The sequence below is a fragment of the Burkholderia alba genome, assembly GCF_034721475.1.
Classification (GTDB): Bacteria; Pseudomonadota; Gammaproteobacteria; order Burkholderiales; family Burkholderiaceae; genus Burkholderia; species Burkholderia alba.
The window spans coordinates 16,259-36,217 of sequence record NZ_JAWJWL010000032.1 but is presented as its reverse complement, the minus strand read 5'-3'; the positions used below and the strand labels follow the sequence as shown (position 1 = coordinate 36,217).

The window sequence follows — 19,959 nt, the reverse complement described above, 5'->3', positions numbered from 1 at the left end:
TCCTGATTAACGGGTGAGCCATTGTGCCGCGCGCTATACTTGATGAAAAATGATGTTTATTGGGTTGATTAATCAATTTTTCTCATGCCTTGATGAAGCGTATCCCCTCGCTGAAGCTGCTGACGGGTTTCGAAGCCGCCGCCCGGCTGGGCAACTTCTCCCGCGCGGCGGACGAACTGCACCTGTCGCAATCGGCCATCAGTCACCAGATCCAGCAGCTCGAGGAACAGCTCGGGCAGCCGCTGTTCCGCCGGGTGGGGCGCGGCGTCGAGCTGACCGTGGCCGGCGAAGTACTGCAACGCAGCGTGCAGCGCTCGATGGACACGCTGCGCAGCGGCCTCGGTCGGATAGCGACCTATCTCGATCCGGGGCTGGTGGTGCTGGTCTGTCCCGCTCCGCTGCTGCACGGCTGGCTGCAGCCGCGCCTCGATGCGCTGCGGCAGGCGCTGCCCGATCTCGTGCCGTTGCTGTCCACCGACGAAAGCGCGCGCTACGTCGACGAGATCGACGTCGACATCACGATCGGCGCGCGGCCGATCCAGCAGGCCGGGCTGAGCGAAGCGCCGTTCCTGCGCGACGAATGGGTGACGGTGTGCAGTTCCGCGCTGGCGGCGCGGCTCGCGCGGCTCGCGCCGGCCGAGCACCCCGCGCATGCCGGTCTCGTCTGCCTCGAAGCGCATCTGACGAGCGAACGCACCGCGCCGTTATTTCGCGGGCAGCTGTCGGCATTCCGGATGACCGCCATCTACGACGATCAGCGCCTCGTGCTGGACGCCGCGCTGCGCGGGCGCGGAATCGCGTGCCTGTCGCGCCGGGTCGCGCAAGACAGCCTGGAGCAGGGGGAACTGGTCGTACTGGCCGATTACCCGCGCTTGCCGGGCATCACGTGGTGGCTGTCGCGGGTCGAAGGCCCGTCGCGCTCCCCGATCGTCGAGCGGACCTTCGACTGGCTGCTGTCGCAGGGCGATGTCGCCGAATCGCCCGGCCGCTAGCGAAGCGGGCGGCGCGGCGCGACTGCCGGGACGGCGATCGGGCCCGCGCCGAGCGGCCGATTCCGCTTCGCGCCGGACAGGCCGTCGCGGCGCCCCTCGGCCCGCCGCGTCGGCCCGGCCGCGCGATCAAGGCGTCCAGCGGTAGACCACGATGCTGGAGCCGTTGTAGTTGTCCTTCGTGATCACGTACTCCCCGGTCGAGCGCCGATACGCCCTGAGGCCGTACATCGAGTCCACGTCGTTGCCGACATCCATCGTGCCGGCGCTGGAGTTGACCAGCGTCGCGTCGAGGTTGCCGGTCGAGAGATTGAACGCATCGATGTTGGGCACCGTGTGCACGTAGCCGAGGAACAGATAGTTGCCGGCCGCGGCGATCGACTTGGGGTTGGCGCTCGTGATGCTGATCACCGGATTCGGATTCGACACGTTCCCCGCGCGCCAGCCGTGATACACCTCGATGCGCGTTTTCATCGCCGTCCAGTCCCAGCTTCCGGCAATGCCCTGCGCGAGAATCATCGTGTCGCTTTCCGGCAGGTAGATGATGCGCGCGAGCGGCTGGATGCTTTGCGCAACGGGCGTGACGACGGCCGTGCCCCAGCCCGGCTTGCCGTTCGCGTCGAAGCCGGTCAGCGGATAGTGGTAGATGCTGTTGGTGCCGTCCAGCCCGGCCCACACGTCGCCCTTGCTGTCGATGCAGAACCCGCCCGTCACCTGCAGCTGCGTGTTGAACGTATTGCCCGGCAGCGTCGCGTCGGGTATCGCGATGTAGCCGTTCGCCGCGTTGAAGTGATAGAAATTGAAGACGCCGGGGTTCTGGCCGGACGCCACCAGGATCCGGTTGCCGCCGACCGAAACCAGCTGGCCGAAGTGCTGGCCGCGCTGGTAATCGTCCATGCTGAGACGCGGATCGGACGGGTAGGTGAACGGATCGACGGTGTTCGCGACGAAGCTGCCGCCCGCCGAGCCGGTATAGAGGTTGGCCCCGGCGTAGAAGTACGCGCCGTCGGAGGCCGGGTCCGGTGCGGCGACGGCCTCGAAATTGAGGGACTGGAGCGTCCATTTCAGATTGCCGGCGCTGTCGTATGCGTGGAGATCGGTGTTGCCGTTGCGGCCGAGATCCCAGCCGCCGCCCCACGGGTTGTTCAGCACGTACAGGTTGCCGGCGGCGTCCTTGCCGAGTCCGACGACGCGGGTAAAACGCTTGTCGCCGACCTGGCCCTTGACCCCGCCGGTCGTGTCGAGATACCCGCCCTGAATCCCGAACGTGCCGGCCAGCGCCGGCGTGCCCGACACGGTGTAGCGCTTGACGTTCATGTCGGGGCCCTGGTCGCCGACCAGCAGCTGCCCGGACGCCGCGTCGAAATACAGCGCCGACGGCCGCGACGCCGGGGTCATCTGGATCGTGTTCAGCGGCGCGCCGCTCGGGCTGAACGCGAGAATCGCGCCCGCGCTCTTGCGGGCGACCCAGAGGTTGCCTGAGCCGTCCAGCGCGAGCGCGCCCGGATTCGGCACGCTGATGTCGCGCTGCCAGACGCCGTCGGTGGTGAACACCCTCACCCGGTTGCCGAAGAAGTCGCTGGCGTAGAGCAGCGAGCCCGACGTCGCGAGCCCGGTGATGACGTCGGCCCGGCTGACGGCATTCCATACGCTGACGGTGATGACGAGATCGCGCTTCCCGGTGGCGCGGTTGTAGCGCCCTACCGAGCCGCTGCCGTACGAGGTGCTGACCTGCAGCGCGGCGAAGATCGACGTCGCGTTGCCGGTGATCGCCCCGCCCTGGAATTCGCTGTGGATGCCGAGCGAGCCCATGCTCGCGCCGTTCCGGTAGATCGCGACGCCGCCTTCGTTTTCATCCCAGAAGGACGCCGTGTAGATGACGCCTTCGGGCGCCACCCACATCGACCGCGCGCCGTTGCCCACGTGGGCGGCGAGGGTGCCGTACGTATTCGCGAGCCAGTCGGTGGTGTACTGCGCGCCGCACGCCGGCGCGATCGACGCGAGCCACGCGATCGCGACGCCGGCGCATGCCGCCCGGATGAGTGTCCTGACCATGATGATGCCCTCCTGACGTTAGCCTCTCGATAAGATGAAAGCGGGGTGTCACATGTGGGTCATCGCGGGGTGCGCGGCGCGGGGATCGGCCGAATCGGTGGCCGGCGCCGCCGTGCCGGAACGGGCGGCGGCGCATCCCCGATGCGGCTATTCTTGAACGAAAAAATTCGCAAAAAATTCGCCGCTGAAAAAACCGCCGGCCGCCGCGCGCGCCGCTCCCGGTCCGTTGCCCGCCGTGCGCGCGGCGGCGCCGCGCCGGCCGGCCGGCGGGCGCTCCGGCGGCGGCCGTCGCGGATCCGTTAAAATCACGGCACGCGCGACGCTCCGATCGCCGCCTGATCAATCATCCATCCCGACGAAACATCAAGCGAACGGCCGCCCCACCGCCGTCCTTTCATCCGGACAACGCCCGCCGCGGCCGCGCCATGCCTGCGCCCTCACGCGAAACCGCGCGGGCGCACCACCGAATCCAGTTGGAGAATGACCGTGTTTATTTGCAGAAACCAAAGCTGCGACGCGCAATGGGCGCAGTCCGACGTCGTCATCAAGGACGAAGGACAAGGGCTGCTGTTCCGCTGCCCGCTGTGCGGCGCGCGCAACTATGTCGAGCGGTTCGACGCCGACGACGGCACCATCGTCTACGAGCAGATCCCGGGCCGCCCGTTCATCCAACCCGACGCCACGACATGACCCAGACACCGACCGCCACCTCCTTCAGCACGCTGGCGCTCGCGCCGGCGACGCTCGCCAATCTCGCGCAGCTCGGCTATGCCGACATGACGCCGATCCAGGCCGCCAGCCTGCCGATCGCGCTCGCGGGCCACGACCTGATCGCCCAGGCGAAGACCGGCAGCGGCAAGACCGCGGCCTTCTCGCTCGCGCTGCTCGCGCGGCTCGACGCGCGCCGCTTCGACGTGCAGGCGATGGTGCTGTGCCCGACGCGCGAACTGGCCGACCAGGTCACGCAGGAAATCCGCCGCCTTGCGCGCGCCGAGGAAAACGTCAAGGTGCTGACCTTGTGCGGCGGCACGCCGATGCGCCCGCAGACCGCGAGCCTCGAACACGGCGCGCACATCGTCGTCGGCACGCCGGGGCGCATCATGGACCACCTGGAGCGCGGCAGCCTCGCGCTCGGCGCGCTGAACACGCTGGTGCTCGACGAAGCGGACCGCATGCTCGACATGGGTTTCTTCGACGATATCGCGACGGTCGTGCGCCAATGTCCGAAGGAACGGCAGACGCTGCTGTTTTCCGCGACCTACCCGGACGGCATCGCCAAACTCAGCCAGCAGTTCCTGCGCAGCCCGAAGGAAGTGAAGCTCGCCGAGCGCCACGACGACAGCAAGATCCGCCAGCGCTTCTACGAAGTGACCGAGGACGAGCGGCTGCACGCGGTCGGCCTGTTGCTGAATCATTACCGGCCCGTCAGCACGCTGGCGTTCTGCAACACGAAACAGCAATGCCGCGATCTGCTCGACGTGCTGCGCGCGCAGGGTTTTCATGCGCTCGCGCTGCACGGCGAACTCGACCAGCGCGAACGCGATCAGGTGTTGATCCAGTTCGCGAACCGGAGCTGTTCGGTGCTGGTCGCCACCGACGTCGCCGCGCGCGGGCTCGATATCGCGCAGCTCGAAGCGGTGATCAACGTCGACGTGACACCCGATCCCGAAGTGCACGTCCATCGCATCGGCCGCACCGGCCGCGCGGACCAGGACGGCTGGGCGCTGAGTCTCGCGAGCATGAACGAGATGGGGCGCGTGGGCGGCATCGAGCAGGCGCAGAAGCGCGAGGTCGAATGGCATCCGCTGGCGGAACTCCAGGCCGACAGCCGGACGCCGCTGCTTCCGCCGATGGAAACGCTGCAGATTCTCGGCGGGCGCAAGGAGAAGATCCGCCCCGGCGACGTGCTCGGCGCGCTGACCGGCGAAGCGGGCTTCAGCGGCGCGCAGATCGGCAAGATCAACGTGACCGAATTCTCGACCTACGTGGCCGTGGAACGCGGCATCGCGCGCGACGCGCTGCGCAAGCTCAGCGCGGGCAAGGTGAAGGGCAAGAAGGTGAAGGTCCGTTTGATGGACGAGTGAGCCCGACGACGCGCCGGATCGGCCGGCGCGCGTCGTCCCTGCTCGCGGATGCCGGCGCGGCCGGCAGCCGGTGACTGCGTCTGCCTCGTTTTCGCCTCGTTTTCGCCTCGTTTTCGCCTCGTTTCCCGCCTCGTTTCCCGCCTCGTTTCCCGCCTAACGACCGCCCGCGCCGAAACGCCGCGCGCATCACACCCACAATCGATACAGCCAGAACGACTCGTCCTCGCCGAAACGCCGGATGAACTCGCTCGGCGAAAAGCCCGTGATCCGCCGGATCGTGCGGCTCAGGTGCGCCTGATCGGCGAACCCCTCGTCCTGCGCCAGTCCGACCCAATCGAAGGGCTCGCCCGCCTCGTAACGTTCCCGCGCCGTGAAGAACACGCCTTCGGTCTTGACGAGCGCCTGCCACTCGCGCAGCGATCGTCCGCTATGCGCCTTGATGCGGCGCTCGACCTGACGGGGACTGCTGGTGCGCCGCCATTCGCGGGCCTGCCACGCCAGCCGCTCGACCCAATGGCGGCCGAGCCTGCGCAGCGACGGCAGCGGCGACGCGCTGCCCTGAAGCGTTCGCCAGCGCGGCGCGAGATGCTGCTCGAGCGCGGCCTGCGTGGCCGCGTCGTCGGCGGCGTCGCGAAGCGCATCGAGGAACGGATGCCAGTCGGCGCCCAGCACGTCGGCGGCGGCGACAAAGCGGTCGTGCAGGGCCGCCGGCTCCAGTCCGAACAGCGTGCGCGCGACATCCGCCGTGAAGCAGATCATCCCGCCGCGCCCATCGGCCGGCGCCCAGCTCGTGAGCGGCCTGGACTGGCTGCCCGACAGCATCACCGTCGCGCCGAACGGCCGCCATCGCGGCGCGCCGCCGGTCGGCTCGACGAGCCCCGCCGACGACCCGACCCACGACAGGCTCACGAGCGGCGACGCCGGAAAATGCGTGAGACGCTGCGCGTCGGTCAAGCCCGCGCCGCGCGTATCGCGGTGGACCACCACGACGACCGCGCCCTGCAGCGCGAGGGGTACGCGCCCGAGCCGCGCGTGCGCGGTCTTCCCTTCGAGCCGCGCGCACGGCGCGCGCGTCAGCGGATCGGGGCAAAGCTGCGAATCGGACGGCCGCTCGGAAGAGATCATCGCGTGGGAGCCAGAGAACCGGAACGGGCCGCGTTGTCGTTTGCGTTCAAGACAGACGCCGCGCGGCGGCCAACAATGTGACGCATGAATACCTCATCGCCCTCCTCCTGTCCATTGCACGCGGGCTCGCCGTCTCCCGCGCCCGTCCTTCACCCGCCCGGCGTCTGGCCGCCCGGGCCGCCGTCCGGTCCGACCGGATGGCGCCTCCTGTATCGCATGTCGCGCGATCTGTTCGGCGAACTGGACGCGTGGCGGCAGACATTCGGCGACGTGGTCCACCTGCGGATCTGGCCGGAGCACCAGATCGTCGTCGCCGATCCGCATCTGGCCCGCGAGCTGCTGGTGACGCACCGCGACGCGCTGGTGCGCGTGGAACGCGCGATGCGCGTGTTCGCGCAGTTGCACGGTAACAGCGTGTTCATCGCCGAGGGCGATGCATGGCGCGGCAAACGGCACGCGTTGCAGCCGAACTTCTCGCGGCAGGCAGTGGAGGCGTTCGTGCCGACCATCGCGTCCGCCGCCGCGCAGGCGCTTGCGCAGTGGCCGGCCGAGACCGGCAGCTGGCCGGTCGAAAGTGCGCTGACGTCGCTCACGATGGACGTGATCATGCGCCGCGTGTTCTCCAGCGAGAACGACACGGATGCCCGCGTCGCGGAAGCCGCCGTGCGCACGGCGATGGTGGAGGCCAACAGCGAGTTCTACTGGCCCGCGAGCTGGCCCGACTGGATGCCGTGGAAGCGCGCGAAGCGTCACGCGCAAGCGACGCTGAACGGATTGGTCGACCGGCATCTGCGCACGCGCCGAGCCATGCCGGACGACGCGTGGCCCGACGATCTGCTGGCCCGCCTCCTGCTGCTGCATCGCGACGATCCGGCCGCGTGGCCGCTGCGGGCCGTGCGCGACGAATGCATGACGACGTTCCTGGCCGGGCACGAAACCAGCGCGGCCGGGCTGACCTGGTGGGCGTGGTGCATGGCCGCGAACCCGGCGATGCAGGACACGGCGCGGCGGGAGATCCGGCGCGTGCTGGGCGAGCGCGCGCCGACGCCCGACGACATGCCGTCGCTGCGCTACCTGACCCAGACCCTGCACGAGACGCTGCGGCTCTACCCGGTCGCGCCGGCGCTCAACATCCGCCGCGCCACCCGGCCCATCACGCTGGGGGCCTGGCAATTTCCGGCGCGAACCCAGTTCATGGTGCCGGTGCAGCTGATGCATCACGATCCGCGCTGGTTTCCCGATCCGGGCGTTTTCCGGCCGGAGCGGTTCGGTCCCGATGCGCCGGAGATTCCGCGCGGCGCCTACCTGCCGTTCGGCGCCGGACCGCGCGTGTGTCTGGGACAGCATCTGGCGGCGACGGAAATGACGGTGATCGCGGCGATGGTGCTGCAACGCTTCGTGCTGGCCGTGCCCGCCGGCATGGCCGCGCCCCGGCCGGTGTTCAACGTGTCGCTGCGACCGGAAACGGCAATGCATCTGCGGGTGTCGCCGGTGTCGCGCGCGGCTACCGAGGCGTGACGATACGGAGCGGATCCGTTGCGATGGGGACGCCGGCCGGCCCGGCGAAAAGCGATCCGGCACCGCGCACGGCCGTCCGCCCGGACGGCGAGTCAGGCCGCGCCGCCACCTTCATCCAGCACCTTGAATCGAACCGGCAGGCCGCGCCGCATCGCCCGCCGGTCGGCCGGTGACGCGGAGGCCGGCTCCGCGCCGGTTGCCGGTTGCCGGTTGCCGGTTGCCGGTTGCCGGTTGCCGGTTGCCGGTTGCCGGTTGCCGGTCGCCGGTCGCCGGTCGCCGGTCGCCGGTTGCCGATCCGCCGCTCAGGTGTCGTATCCCGGCGCGACGCGATCCAGCTTGCGTAGCAGCGCGGGCCAGACCAGCGCGCCGCCCAGTTCGCCTTCCCGGCCGCCCGTCTGCACCTTGATCGTCTCCACCGTCCCCGCGATGATCGACGCGTCGACGTGATGCAATGCGCCGCCGGCCTGCGCGGAAATCTGGATCTGGCAAGCGGTGTCGAACACGTACATCGCCAGAAACGCGTCTGGAATACTGGGCGCGGCGGTCAGCAAGCCGTGATTGCGCAACATCAGATAAGTCGATTTCCCCAGATCCGCCTGCAGGCGCGGCTTCTCCTCATCGCGCAGCGCCAGCCCTTCGTAGTCGTGATAGCCCAGCGACGGCAGCACGAAGGTCGCCTGCTGGGAAATGGGCAGCAGGCCGCCCTTCTGCGCGCTGACCGCCACGCCCGCGCGCGCGTGGGTGTGCAGCACGCACTGCACGTCCTCGCGGGCGGCGTGCACCGCGCTGTGGATCACGAAGCCCGCCGGGCTGACGGGAAACGGCGACGCCCGCACCTTGCTGCCCGCCGCGTCGACCAGCACGAGCGACGACGCCGTGATCTCGTCGAACATCAGGCCGTACGGATTGATCAGGAAATGGTGCTCGGCACCCGGCAGGCGCGCGCTGATATGCGTGAAGATCAGGTCGCTCCAGCCGTACAGCGCGGCCAGCCGATAACATGCGGCAAGATCGCGGCGCAGCGCCCATTCCTGCTCCGGCACCTGATGCTTCATCGATTCGACTTGCATGACGTCTCCCTTCGTGGCGGCTTCGTTCGTCGCGATGCGAACCGGGGCACGCGCGACATCGCACGCGCGATCCGCGCGACAGGCATCCGCACGATGGTGCACCAGCGCATGGGCGGCGGACTGTCGGGTAGCCGACATGCGGGTAGCCGACATGCGGGTAGCCGACATGCGGGTAGCCGACATGCGGGTAGCCGACATGCGGGTAGCCGACATGCGGTCGGGGGCCGGGTCGCGCGCGCCCGGCCCCCGACCGCTCAGGCGCGGCTGTCGCGCAGATAGCGGCGCACGCCGAACGCAGTGACGAGCAGCAGGCCGGCGGCCGCGCCCAGCACTGCGCCGTACCCTTGATCGAACGCCNCCCCCCGACCGCTCAGGCGCGGCTGTCGCGCAGATAGCGGCGCACGCCGAACGCAGTGACGAGCAGCAGGCCGGCGGCCGCGCCCAGCACTGCGCCGTACCCTTGATCGAACGCCGTCCGGGCCAGCGCGGCCAGCTGTTCGGCCGCCGCCGGCGCGAGGTGTTCGGCGATGCGCAATGCGTCGTCGAGGCTGTCGCGCACCGTCGCGGGCAACGCGAGCGCGTCGGGCAGATGCAGCCCGCGCGCGTAGACGACCGACAGCAGGCTGCCCATCAGCGTGACGCCGAGCGCGCCGCCCAGTTCGTAGGACACCTCTTCCACCGACGCCGCCATCCCCGCCCGCTCCGGCGGAGCGCTCATCATGATGGTGCTCGACGCGGCAGTCACCGCCGCGCCGATGCCCACGCCCAGTATCGACAGGCTGACGATCTGCAAGCCGGTGCCGAGGTCATGCGCCAGCAGGTAGCCGGCCATGCCGATACCGGAGATGAACAGCGACGCGGGCAACAGCCGTGCGCTGCCGATGCGGGGCAGCAGGCGGCCGGCAACCGGCCCGGCGACGAACGCCGCCAGCGGCAGCGGCAGGATCGCCAGGCCGGCCTGCAGCGGCGAGTAGCCGAGCACCAGTTGCAGCCGCTGGCTGAACACCAACTCCATGCCGATCAGCGCGGCCGACGCCACCAGCGCCGCCGCCACCGCGGCGCTGAACGCGCGATGGCGAAACAGCGAGAAATCCAGCAGCGGATGAGCGCTGCGTCGCTGGCGTCGCACGAAGCGCGCCAGCACCGCCGCGCCCGCGAGCAGCGCGATGCCCGCCATCGCCCAGTCGGGCGACGGCTTGCCCGCTTCCTTGATCGCGTAGGTGACGCCGATCAGCCCGGCCATGATCTGCAGCGAGCCGACCAGATCCCAGGGACGCGACGACGTCGCGCCGCCGGCCGGAATCATCCAGCGGGCGAGCGGCAGCGCGATCAGCACGACGGGCACGTTGATCAGGAACACCGAGCCCCACCAGAAATGCTCGAGCAGCGCGCCGCCGACCACCGGCCCGAACGCCGCGCCGCCCGATGCCACCGACGCCCAGATCCCGATCGCCAGCGATCGCTCGCGCTCGTCGGTAAAGGTGAGCCGGATCAGCGACAGCGTGGCGGGCATCATCATCGCGGCCCCCACCCCCAGCAACCCGCGCGCCGCGATCAGCGCCGTCGGCGTAGGCGCGAGGGCCGCGCCCAGCGACGCGGCGCCGAACACCGCGAGACCCGCGAGAAACAGCCGCTTGTGCCCCAGCCGGTCGCCGAGCGTGCCCATCCCCGGCAGCAGGCCGGAAACGACCAGCGCGTAGGCGTTGACGATCCACAGCTTGTCCGAGGCCGTCGCCGCCAGCTCGTGAGTCAGGCGCGGCAAGGCCGTGTAGAGCACCGTCATGTCGATGACGATGAGCAGCAGCGCCACCGAGACGATGGCGAGAATGATCCAGCGGCGCGCGCCCAGGTCGCCTGGGGGGCGCGCCCATGTGGCGTGCCGTTGCATGGAGAGTCCTTAGTGTCGAATGGTCCGGGTACGGACGGGATGAGCGTCGTACGCAGCGGCGGCCGGTTCGAATCGGGAATCGAACCGCACATCGCCGCATCACGCGGATCATCCGTCAGCCGGCCGATGATCGAAAGTCAGATTCCATCGGAATAGCCGATACATCGACACGCAAGCCGCGCGCGGCCGGGCGGGCGCCCCCATCCTTCAGACGCCGTTGCCATGCACGGCGAACCCATCCGGCACAGTCATTCGGCAGCGGCACGGCTCGCATCCACGCCGCGTCGCGGATCGCCGCGCGCGCGTTCAAGCTGCTTCATGAGCCGCGCCCCGCTGCGCTGAACGAAAGCAGGCCGCCGGCACCCTCGACGGCCTTGCGCGCGGCAGCCGGCCCGCCCTCGCTCAGTCGAAGGCCTTGTCGTTCGGCGCGGCGTACAGCTTCTGCACGGCGTCGCTCATCGGGAAATCGAAGCTGATGTTCTTCGGCGGGACGGGCTTCATGAACCACTTGTCGTACATCGTCTTGATGTCCCCGCTCTTCATGACGCGCGCCATCGTATCGTCGACCAGCTTCTTGAACTCGGGATCGTCCTTGCGCAGCATGAAGCCGTAGGCCTCCGACGACTGCGGCGTGCCGACGATCGTCCAGTCGGCGGGCCGGGCCGTCAGCGAGCGCGTGCCGGCGAGCAGCACGTCGTCCATCATGTATGCGGCCGCCCGGCCCGTCTCGAGCGTGACCCGCCCCTCGCCGTAGTCCTTCGCGCTGATGATCTGCATGTTCATCTTCTTCTCTTCGTTCATCTTCCTCAGCAGCCGCTCGGACGTGGTGCCCTGGTTGGTGACCACGGTCTTGCCCGCCAGATCGGCGAAGTCCCGGATGCCGCCGTTCTTGCGCACCAGCAGGCGTGTGGTCGCGACGAAGAACGTATTGGAGAACGCGACCTGGCTCTGGCGCGCGCTCAGATTGGTCGTGACGCCGCATTCGAGATCGACGGTCCCGTTCTGCACCAGCGGGATGCGGTTCTGCGAGGTCACGGGGATGGTGCGGACCTGGAGGTCCGGATGTCCGGTCCTCGCCTTGACTGCATCGATGATCCGATTGCACAGATCCTGCGAAAACCCGACCACCTGGTTATTCGCGTCGACATAGGAGAACGGCACCGACGTCTCGCGATGGCCGATCGAAATCGAATTCGCGCCCTGGATCTTTTCCAGCGTGGACGGGGCGCCCTGGGCGGAGATCGCGGTCAAGCATGCCGCGAGGGTTGCGAAAGCCAGGAGCGGCGCGTATTTCATGACATTCCCCTATCGTGGTGGCAAACGAAGCGCATCGGAACCGATGCGCTACATATGTTTCACTAGACAAAAATAATGCAACATATGTTAACCCCCCATGCGGATGCCTCCGGGCGGGCGGCGATTCGTCAGTTCAACAATCCGTCGATGCATGCCGGGCAGGTTTCCCGACCGGTGCCGGATGACGCGGCACGCGCCCCAGGCGGCCGCCGACACACACGGTTTGCCGCCGATATGCGCGCACCCGCGAGCCGGGTCGAGCGCCGTTGTGCGATCCGGGCAGGCGTGACAAGCCGAGGTTCCGGCGTCGTCCGGCCGCGCATCGCGGCCCGGCTCCGTCATCGATTCATCGCCGCGCCCGCTCCCACCGACCTCCCCCGCACGCGGCCGATCGCATCGATCCGCGCACGGCGCACCGTCAAGACTGCGAACGAAATGCACGGACGCCACGCACGCGCCGAGTCGCCGAATGTGTCCGGCCCATGACGGATTTATCACGCCTCGCTCATCTTGCCGGAGTACGCGCGCCCTAGCATCGGTCGTCAATCGATGCGACGGCGCCGCGCGCGGCGGACGACAAGAACACGCTTTCAGCCACCCGGAGGAGACATGGTGAATCGATCGGCATTACCCCTGGTCGCGCTTGCATTGGCGGGCAGCGCGAGCGGCGTTCGCGCTCAATCGAGCGTCACGCTTTACGGCTTGCTGGACACGTCCGTCATGTACGTGACGAAAGCCGACGCGAGCGGCGGCAACCTCGTCTCGGCCGGTTCCGGCAATCTGCTCGGCAACCGCTGGGGCCTCAAGGGCTCGGAGGATCTCGGCGGCGGGCTCAAGGCGATCGTCCAGATCGAGGGCGGCTTCAATCCGAACACCGGCCGGCTCGGCCAGGGCGGCCGCCTGTTTGGCCGCCAGTCGTTCGTCGGCCTGTCCAGCCCGCGCTTCGGCACGCTCACGCTCGGCCGGCAATACGACGTGCTCACCGACGCCACCTGGTCGATCGGCGGCGTCGGCTACTTCGGCAACGCGTTCTCGACGCCCGGCGACGTCGACAACTACAACGCGACGTCACGGACCGACAAGACGGTGAAATACGTATCGCCCTCGTTCAACGGGCTGACGCTGTCGGGCATGTACGCGCTGGGCGGCGTTGCCGGCAGCACCGGCTCGGGGCAGACCTGGGGCGCCGCGGCCGCATACAAGAACGGCGGGCTGTCGGTCGGCGGCGGGTATCTGTTCATGACGAACACGAATCCCGCCGCGACGCTGCGCACCGGATGGTCGGGAACGTCGGACGGCACGTTCGGCGGCTCGGCGATCAACGGCGGCTATGCGAGCGCGAAGTCGATCAGCATCGCGCGGGCGACCGTCAACTACGATGCGGGTGCGATGATCTACGGCGCCTACTACAGCAACGCGCGCTACACCCCGGACGCGTACTCCGCGTTTCGCTCGACGCAGCGCTACGACACCGGCGGCGCGCTGCTCGGCTACCGCCCTTCGCCCGTGGTCCTGCTCGGCCTCTCGTATGCGTACACGAAAGCCAGCGGCGACACGAGCGCCTCCTATCATCAGGTCGCGCTGGGATCGGACTACTTCCTGTCGAAACGCACGGACCTGTATCTCGTCGGTGCGTGGCAGCGCGCGAACGGCACGCAGCGCACGGCGAACGGCGGGCTGCAAGCGGCCCGCGCGTCGATCGGCTCGTTCGGATTCGCGGGCGGAGGAACGAATCAGCTGCTCGTGAGCGCGGGGATGCGGCATCGTTTCTAGCAGGCATCCCGCATCGGGACGACAGGGGCGGCGGCTCGCGCGCGGCGCTGCCCGTCTCGCTCGTCCGGCGCTCCGGCGCACGGCGTGCGTGCGCGCGAGGGCGACATGCCGTCGTTCGACGGCCCCGACGCGAGCCCGGGTTCCGAACGCCGATGCCGGTGCCCCGTCATGTGCGCCGGTACGGCGGAACCACGCCATCCCGCCGCCGTTCCTGCCCGCTTCGATCGCCATCAAGAACACGCTCGCGATATCGAGCCCGTCTCGTCCGCGCATCGCCGGCCGGCGCGGGCTGCCGACCGTTCAGCGGCGCGCTGGCGGCGGTGTGCCGCGACTCGCGCGCAGATGCGCGATGCCGGCTTCGCTGACCGCCACTTCCGCCTCGCCGCCGGGCGAATGAAGGCGGGTGAGATAGCCCCGCGCACTCGCTTCCTCCCAGACCGGCAGACGCGGGCAGGAGGTTCGCCAGGCTTCGATGACCTCGCTGTAGGGCCGGGGCGCGGGTCCGATCCATTCGAGCAGGTCGAGGATCAGCGGGTCGATCGAACCCTGCGCGCCGGCCAGCACGTCCGGATTGACCACATGGATCGGATGGCCGGCCGCGTACGACACGATCTGGTCGAAGATGTCGGAGAACTGGATTTCATATTCGTCTTCGGTGACATAGCCGATATGCGGCGTGCAGACGACGTTGGGCAGGCGCAGCAGCGGGTGCCGCGGGTCGCGCAGCGGCTCCTCGTCGTAGACGTCCACCGCCGCCATGCCGGGCCGCCCCGCCTGCAGCGCCTGCTCCAGCGCACCCGGCGCGATCAGCCCGGCGCGGCTCGTGTTGACCAGCAGCGCCGTGGGCTTCATCCGGCCCAGATCCTCCGCGGTGACGATGCCGCGCGTGTCCTTCACCAGGCGCATGTGCAGCGACAGCACGTCGCACGCCTCGAAGAAGGCGCGCTGGTCCGGCGCGGCGGACCAGCCCTCGTCGCGGGCGCGCCGCAGCGAGGCCTCCCGCGCCCAGACCAGCACCTTCATGCCGAAGGCCGCTCCGTACCGCGCCACTTCGGCGCCGATCCGGCCGTACCCGTAAATGCCCAGCGTACGTCCCCGCAGGGTGCGGCCCACGCCCGTCTGCCAGCCTCCGGCCTGCAGCGAGCGCATCTGCTGCGGAATCTGGCGCATGCCCGCGATGACGAGCCCCCAGGTCAGCTCCGCCGCCGCGTAGGACGGGCTGCCCGCATGCTGGTTCGAGGAGACGATCACCCCGTGCTCGGTACATGCGTCGACGTCGATATGCGGATAGACGCTGCGCTGGCTGATCAGGCGCAATGTCGGCAGACGAGCGATGAGCGGTGCGCGGATCTCGGTGCGCTCCCGGATCAGCACCAGGACTTCCGTGTCGCGCAAACGCTCGGCCAGCGCGTCAACATCCTGCACGTGATCGTTCCAGATCGTGACGGCGTGGCCGTCCAGCTTGCGGAAGCTGGGCAGATGGCGCAGCGTATCGAAATAGTCGTCCAGGATCGTGATGTTCATGGGGATGTCGTCTCCTTGGAGAAACCCCATCTTGAACGCCGCGACGTCCGGAGAAAAATGAATTTATTTCAGGAATTGCTGCATTTTCTTGATGGAAGGCGGTGGGCTCGCCGCGCGGGCGCCTGACGGGGAACCACGCCGCAACGCACGCGCGATGCCGCCGGTTGATCCCGCGCGCCCGGATGCCTGGGGCGACAGTTCAGCGCGCGCCGCGTCCAGGCGCTAAAATCCGCCGCCTGAGCATCGACAACGAGCGTGCGTCTTGACGGAATTCGAGCAGGGCTTCATTCTCACGCGCCACTGGCGGGACACCCCGAACGGCATCGAAATAGCGTTCTGGCTGGCGACCGGGCACGGCCCGCGTCAGGTACGGCTGCGTCCGCAGGAGTCGGTCGCGTTCATTCCGGCCGAGCAGCGGGTCGACGCCGAACGCGTGCTGGCGGGAGAAAGCGACGCCGAGCTGCGCCCGCTCGCACTGCAGGATTTCCGGCAGCGCCCGGTCGTCGGGCTCTATTGCCGGCGCTACCGCAACCTGGTCGGGCTCCAGAAGCGCCTGGTCCGCGCCGGTGTCGATGTCTACGAATCCGACATCACGCCGACGGACCGCTACATGATGGAACGCTTCATCACGGCGCCGGTCCTGTTTCGCGGCGTGCCGGCCGGCGACGGCGCCCTCGCCGATGCCGAACTGAAACCGACCCCCCACTACCGTCCCGCGCTGCGCTGCGTTTCGCTCGACATCGAGACCAGCGCGCACGGCGAGCTGTATTCGATCGCGCTGGAAGGCTGCGGGCAACGGCAGGTATTCATGCTCGGCCCCGCCCATGCCGACGCGCGAGACCTGGACTTCGACCTCGAATACTGCGACAGCCGGCCCGCGCTGCTCGCCCGCCTGAACGACTGGATGGCGCAATACGATCCGGATGCGATCATCGGCTGGAATCTCATCCAGTTCGACTTGCGGGTGCTGAACGCGCATGCGCAACAGCACGGCATCCCGCTGCGGCTCGGGCGAGGCGGCGGCACGCTCGACTGGCGGGCGCACAGCCAGCACCCGGACCACTTCTTTGCCGCCGCGGCCGGGCGTCTCCTGATCGACGGCATCGAGGCGCTGAAATCCGCGACCTGGACCTTTCCGTCGTTCAGCCTCGAGTATGTCGCGCAGTCGCTGCTCGGCGAGGGCAAGGCGATCGACAATCCCTACCAGCGGATGGACGAGATCCAGCGCCGCTTCGATCACGACAAGCCGGCGCTCGCGCGCTACAACCTGAAGGATTGCGAACTGGTCACGCGCGTCTTCGAGAAGGCGAATCTGCTGTCGTTCATGCTCGAACGCGCGACCGTCACCGGCCTCGCGACGGATCGCAGCGGCGGCTCGGTGGCGGCCTTCACGCATCTGTACCTGCCGCGCATGCACCGGCTCGGCTACGTCGCGCCGAATCTCGGCGACGTGACGGGGCAGACGAGCCCCGGCGGCTTCGTGATGGATTCGCGGCCGGGGCTCTACGATTCGGTGCTCGTGTTCGACTACAAGAGCCTGTACCCGTCGATCATCCGCTCGTTCCTGATCGATCCGGCCGGGCTGATCGAGGGCCTCGCGCAGCCCGACGACGCGCATTCGGTGCCCGGCTTCGTCGGCGCCCGCTTCTCGCGGACCCGCCATTGCCTGCCGGACATCGTCAAGACGGTCTGGGAAAGCCGCGAACTCGCCAAACGCCAGCGGAATCCGCCGCTATCGCAAGCGTTGAAGATCATCATGAACGCGTTCTACGGCGTGCTCGGCTCGACGGGCTGCCGGTTCTTCGATCCGAGGCTCGCGTCGTCGATCACGATGCGCGGGCACGAGATCATGCACAAGACCCGCGAACTCATCGAATCGCAGGGCTACGAAGTGATCTACGGCGACACCGATTCGACCTTCGTGTGGCTCAAGCGCCCGTATACCGACGAGGAATCCGCGCGCACCGGGCGCGCGATCGTCGAATGGGTGAATCGCTGGTGGAAGACGCATCTGCGCGACCGGTTCGGCCTCGACAGCGCGCTCGAGCTGCAGTACGAGCGGCACTATCACCGCTTCCTGATGCCGACCGTCCGGGGCGCGGAAGAAGGCAGCAAGAAGCGCTACGCGGGCCTGACGGTCGCGGCCGACGGCACCGGGGACATCGTGTTCAAGGGCCTGGAGACGGTACGAACCGACTGGACGCCGCTCGCGCAGCAATTCCAGCGGGAGCTGTACCGTCTCGTCTTCATGCGCGAGCCCTACCAGGATTACGTTCGCGACTACGTCCGCCGCACGCTCGGCGGCGAACTCGACGAACTGCTGGTCTATCGCAAGCGCCTGCGCCGCCCGTTGAGCGAGTATCAGCGCAACGTGCCGCCGCACGTTCGCGCCGCGCGCGTCGCCGACGCGTTCAACGAGGCGAACGGACGGCCGCTGCAGTACCAGCGCGGCGGCTGGATCAGCTACGTGATGACCACCGCCGGGCCGGAGCCGCTCGAAACCCTGCGCTCACCGATCGACTACGCGTTCTACATGAGCCGTCAGCTGCAGCCGGTCGCCGACGCGATCCTGCCGTTCCTGCGCGACGACTTCGAAACGGTGATTTCGGGGCAGGGGTCGCTGTTTCACGGGTAGGCGGGGCCATGCCGATCGATGCGCGATGTATCGCATGCGCTCGCTTGTCTTCGAACAGCGGGCGCCCGCGTGCCCGCTCGCCAATCCCCTCGGTCACCCGATACCGCGACCGAGGCTCGATGCGCGCTCATCGCCCGACATGAAGGCGACGCATGAACTTCAATGCCCGCCACATCACTGAGCGTCGCATTTCGCGGCGCCTCGGACTCGCTGCTTCCCGCCGCATCCAACCGCTCGCGCCCCTCGCGCTGCCCCGCATCCTCGTACGACGGGTATTTCCGCTGCGTGGCGATATGCTTCGCGTCGTGCCAGATGCCCCGGATGAAACGCGAACCACGGCGCGACAGCGGCGGCAGGCCCGGAAAGTAGACGCCGGGCTTGCTGGACACGCCACGCCGATGCTTCGGCTTCCCCTTGTCGTCGAACGCATCCCCCTGCAGCCCGCCGTAATCGACCGCATAACCCGTCACCCAGACGATCGAGGCGACCCCGACTCTTGCGGCAGATCGAGGCCATTGCGCCGATATACGCGTCGGCGGCGTTCAGCCGCGACAGGTCGTTTTCGGCGCCGCACGCGCGATCTGCTCAAGTGCGCGGAAGAGCTCCCGAGCGCCATCGCGGCACGGCAAACCGCTCGGCTGCCGCTCATTTGCCGCCGGCACGCCGATACTTCACCCACAGGAAGCGCGAGTAAGCACCGATGTCGCCGGTACTGCCGACCTGGATACCGCCGTCGCCCATCATCGTGGCGTACGCGTCGGGCTGCAGCAGCGCGAGGAACAGATAGCCGCTACGCAGATAGTTGGTGCCCTTGCTGTTGCCGTCGCCGGTGGTGCCGTTCAGCCGCCCGGCAAAGCGGCGGTCGCCGAGCCGCAGGACGTCCATGACCGTGTTGGCCATCGGCGCCATCCAGTCGATGCCGACGTTGTAGCGGCCGCTCTGCGAAAGCCGATAGAACCCGGCGACATCGAGATTGCCGTGATTGCCGTCTTCGCCGGAGACGTCCGGCATGGTGTAGCCCCAGTCGAACGCGGTGCGGCCGCGCTTGTCCGCGTAACGCGTCAGGCCGTCGTTCATGAACCAGTCGAGATTGGCCTTGACGATCTGGTCGTAGCGCTGCACCCGTTGCGGGTCGTCCTTCAGCAGCTCGTGCGCCTGCGCGAGATTGAGGAAGCCGTAGTCGAACATCATCTGCTGGTTCCACGGCACCGGCTTGCCGGATTTGTACGGCGAAGCGTCGGAGAAAATCATGTGGCCGCTGCCGTCGAGCGTCAGCAGCGATCGCAGGATGTGCTGGTCGACCGTCTTGTCCGCTTCGACGACGTAGCGCCGCGCACGATCCAGGTAAGTCGCGCCGAAATGGAACGGGTCTCCGCCGCTCACGCCCTGGTCGTAAAGCGCCGGCGTCTTCAGGATCTGCCGGGCGCAGCTCGCGAGGTGTCCCACCGGGTCGCCCTGCTCGCCCCCGGTCTGAATCGGATGGGCGTCCGGGTCGTTCGGCCACACCGGATCGACGCGGCCGGTCCAGATCACGCGATGGCCCGCGGGCGCGGGAAGGATGTCGTTGCGCTGGGACAGCAGCGTGTCGCAAAACGACACCATCCTGTCCAGAATTTCCTTGCGCGGCGCCATGTCGTACACCAGCGACATGGCCTTGAGGTTTTCGCCGCTGCGGCCCTGCGCCCATTCGTTGCCGACATTGCCGAGCCCGGGCCGCAGCGTCTGAGCAAAGTCGACGAACGACTGGATTTCAGCGTCCTTGACCGGCCCCTCCAGACTTTGCACCAGCATGCCGGCAGCAGCATATGCGCCGGGTTCGACATAGCGGGGAATGGGCTGCCGGCTTTCTGCGGCCAGCGACACGGTGCAGGCGAGCCCCGCACACGACAGCAGGACTAACGGAATGAGACGTTTCATGGCCGCCTTGGAAGAAAATGGGTTTCGCATCATAGCTCGGCGATAGGCGCGACGCCCACCGCGATCGCGCCTTCCATTCCCGCGT

General features: G+C 68.3%; 12 protein-coding genes and 2 pseudogenes. 6 read left to right on the top strand and 8 right to left on the bottom strand.

Translation table 11 applies throughout. The features are described from left to right. The first annotated feature begins 92 nt into the window (after nt 1-92). Nucleotides 93-992 (top strand): LysR family transcriptional regulator, encoded by a 900-nt coding sequence (locus RZR99_RS27310; protein ID WP_323122898.1) that lies wholly within the window; start codon nt 93-95, stop codon nt 990-992. 126 nt (nt 993-1,118) lie between these two features. On the opposite strand, the gene RZR99_RS27305 is transcribed toward RZR99_RS27310, so the two are convergent. Then, nucleotides 1,119-3,044, bottom strand: coding sequence for an NHL repeat-containing protein (locus tag RZR99_RS27305; protein WP_323122897.1), 1,926 nt, complete (start codon nt 3,042-3,044; stop codon nt 1,119-1,121). Nucleotides 3,045-3,530: 486 nt separating this feature from the next. Here RZR99_RS27305 and RZR99_RS27300 point away from each other — a divergent pair, with 486 nt between their 5' ends. After that, on the top strand, nt 3,531-3,734 hold the full coding sequence (locus RZR99_RS27300; protein WP_323122896.1) for a hypothetical protein: 204 nt from the start codon (nt 3,531-3,533) through the stop codon (nt 3,732-3,734). Next, nucleotides 3,731-5,128 (top strand): ATP-dependent RNA helicase DbpA, encoded by a 1,398-nt coding sequence (gene dbpA, locus RZR99_RS27295; RefSeq protein ID WP_323122895.1) that lies wholly within the window; start codon nt 3,731-3,733, stop codon nt 5,126-5,128. Before RZR99_RS27300 ends, dbpA begins: the two co-directional genes overlap by 4 nt. 186 nt (nt 5,129-5,314) lie before the next feature. Here dbpA and RZR99_RS27290 read toward each other — a convergent pair whose 3' ends face one another. Continuing rightward, nucleotides 5,315-6,253, bottom strand: coding sequence for a helix-turn-helix domain-containing protein (locus RZR99_RS27290; protein WP_323122894.1), 939 nt, complete (start codon nt 6,251-6,253; stop codon nt 5,315-5,317). 84 nt (nt 6,254-6,337) lie between these two features. Here RZR99_RS27290 and RZR99_RS27285 point away from each other — a divergent pair, with 84 nt between their 5' ends. Then, nucleotides 6,338-7,771, top strand: a complete 1,434-nt coding sequence (locus tag RZR99_RS27285) for a cytochrome P450 (protein ID WP_323122893.1) — start codon at nt 6,338-6,340, stop codon at nt 7,769-7,771. Nucleotides 7,772-8,073: 302 nt separating this feature from the next. Here RZR99_RS27285 and RZR99_RS27280 read toward each other — a convergent pair whose 3' ends face one another. From RZR99_RS27280 to RZR99_RS27270, 3 genes are all read right to left on the bottom strand, one after another. Continuing rightward, nucleotides 8,074-8,841: a class II aldolase/adducin family protein gene (locus RZR99_RS27280; RefSeq protein ID WP_323122892.1), complete on the bottom strand. Its 768-nt coding sequence runs from the start codon at nt 8,839-8,841 to the stop codon at nt 8,074-8,076. Nucleotides 8,842-9,211: 370 nt separating this feature from the next. Continuing rightward, nucleotides 9,212-10,729 (bottom strand): MFS transporter, encoded by a 1,518-nt coding sequence (locus RZR99_RS27275; protein ID WP_323122891.1) that lies wholly within the window; start codon nt 10,727-10,729, stop codon nt 9,212-9,214. Nucleotides 10,730-11,131: 402 nt separating this feature from the next. Beyond that, nucleotides 11,132-12,025, bottom strand: coding sequence for a glutamate/aspartate ABC transporter substrate-binding protein (locus tag RZR99_RS27270; protein ID WP_323122890.1), 894 nt, complete (start codon nt 12,023-12,025; stop codon nt 11,132-11,134). Between the two features lie 612 nt (nt 12,026-12,637). Here RZR99_RS27270 and RZR99_RS27265 point away from each other — a divergent pair. Next, the gene (locus RZR99_RS27265) at nt 12,638-13,798 is read left to right on the top strand and encodes a porin (protein ID WP_323122912.1); all 1,161 of its coding nucleotides are present in this window, start codon (nt 12,638-12,640) and stop codon (nt 13,796-13,798) included. Nucleotides 13,799-14,353: 555 nt separating this feature from the next. Here the strand turns inward: RZR99_RS27265 and RZR99_RS27260 are convergent. Beyond that, a pseudogene (locus RZR99_RS27260) lies at nt 14,354-15,322 on the bottom strand (D-2-hydroxyacid dehydrogenase family protein); the annotation flags it as partial. 262 nt (nt 15,323-15,584) lie between these two features. Between RZR99_RS27260 and RZR99_RS27255 the strand changes: the two are divergent. Next, nucleotides 15,585-17,957, top strand: coding sequence for a DNA polymerase II (locus tag RZR99_RS27255; protein ID WP_323122889.1), 2,373 nt, complete (start codon nt 15,585-15,587; stop codon nt 17,955-17,957). A gap of 218 nt (nt 17,958-18,175) precedes the next feature. On the opposite strand, the pseudogene RZR99_RS27250 reads toward RZR99_RS27255, so the two are convergent. Both RZR99_RS27250 and RZR99_RS27245 read right to left on the bottom strand, forming a co-directional pair. Next, a pseudogene (locus tag RZR99_RS27250) lies at nt 18,176-18,533 on the bottom strand (hypothetical protein); the annotation flags it as partial. Nucleotides 18,534-18,602: 69 nt separating this feature from the next. Beyond that, nucleotides 18,603-19,874 (bottom strand): hypothetical protein, encoded by a 1,272-nt coding sequence (locus RZR99_RS27245; RefSeq protein WP_323122888.1) that lies wholly within the window; start codon nt 19,872-19,874, stop codon nt 18,603-18,605. Nucleotides 19,875-19,959 lie beyond the last annotated feature (85 nt).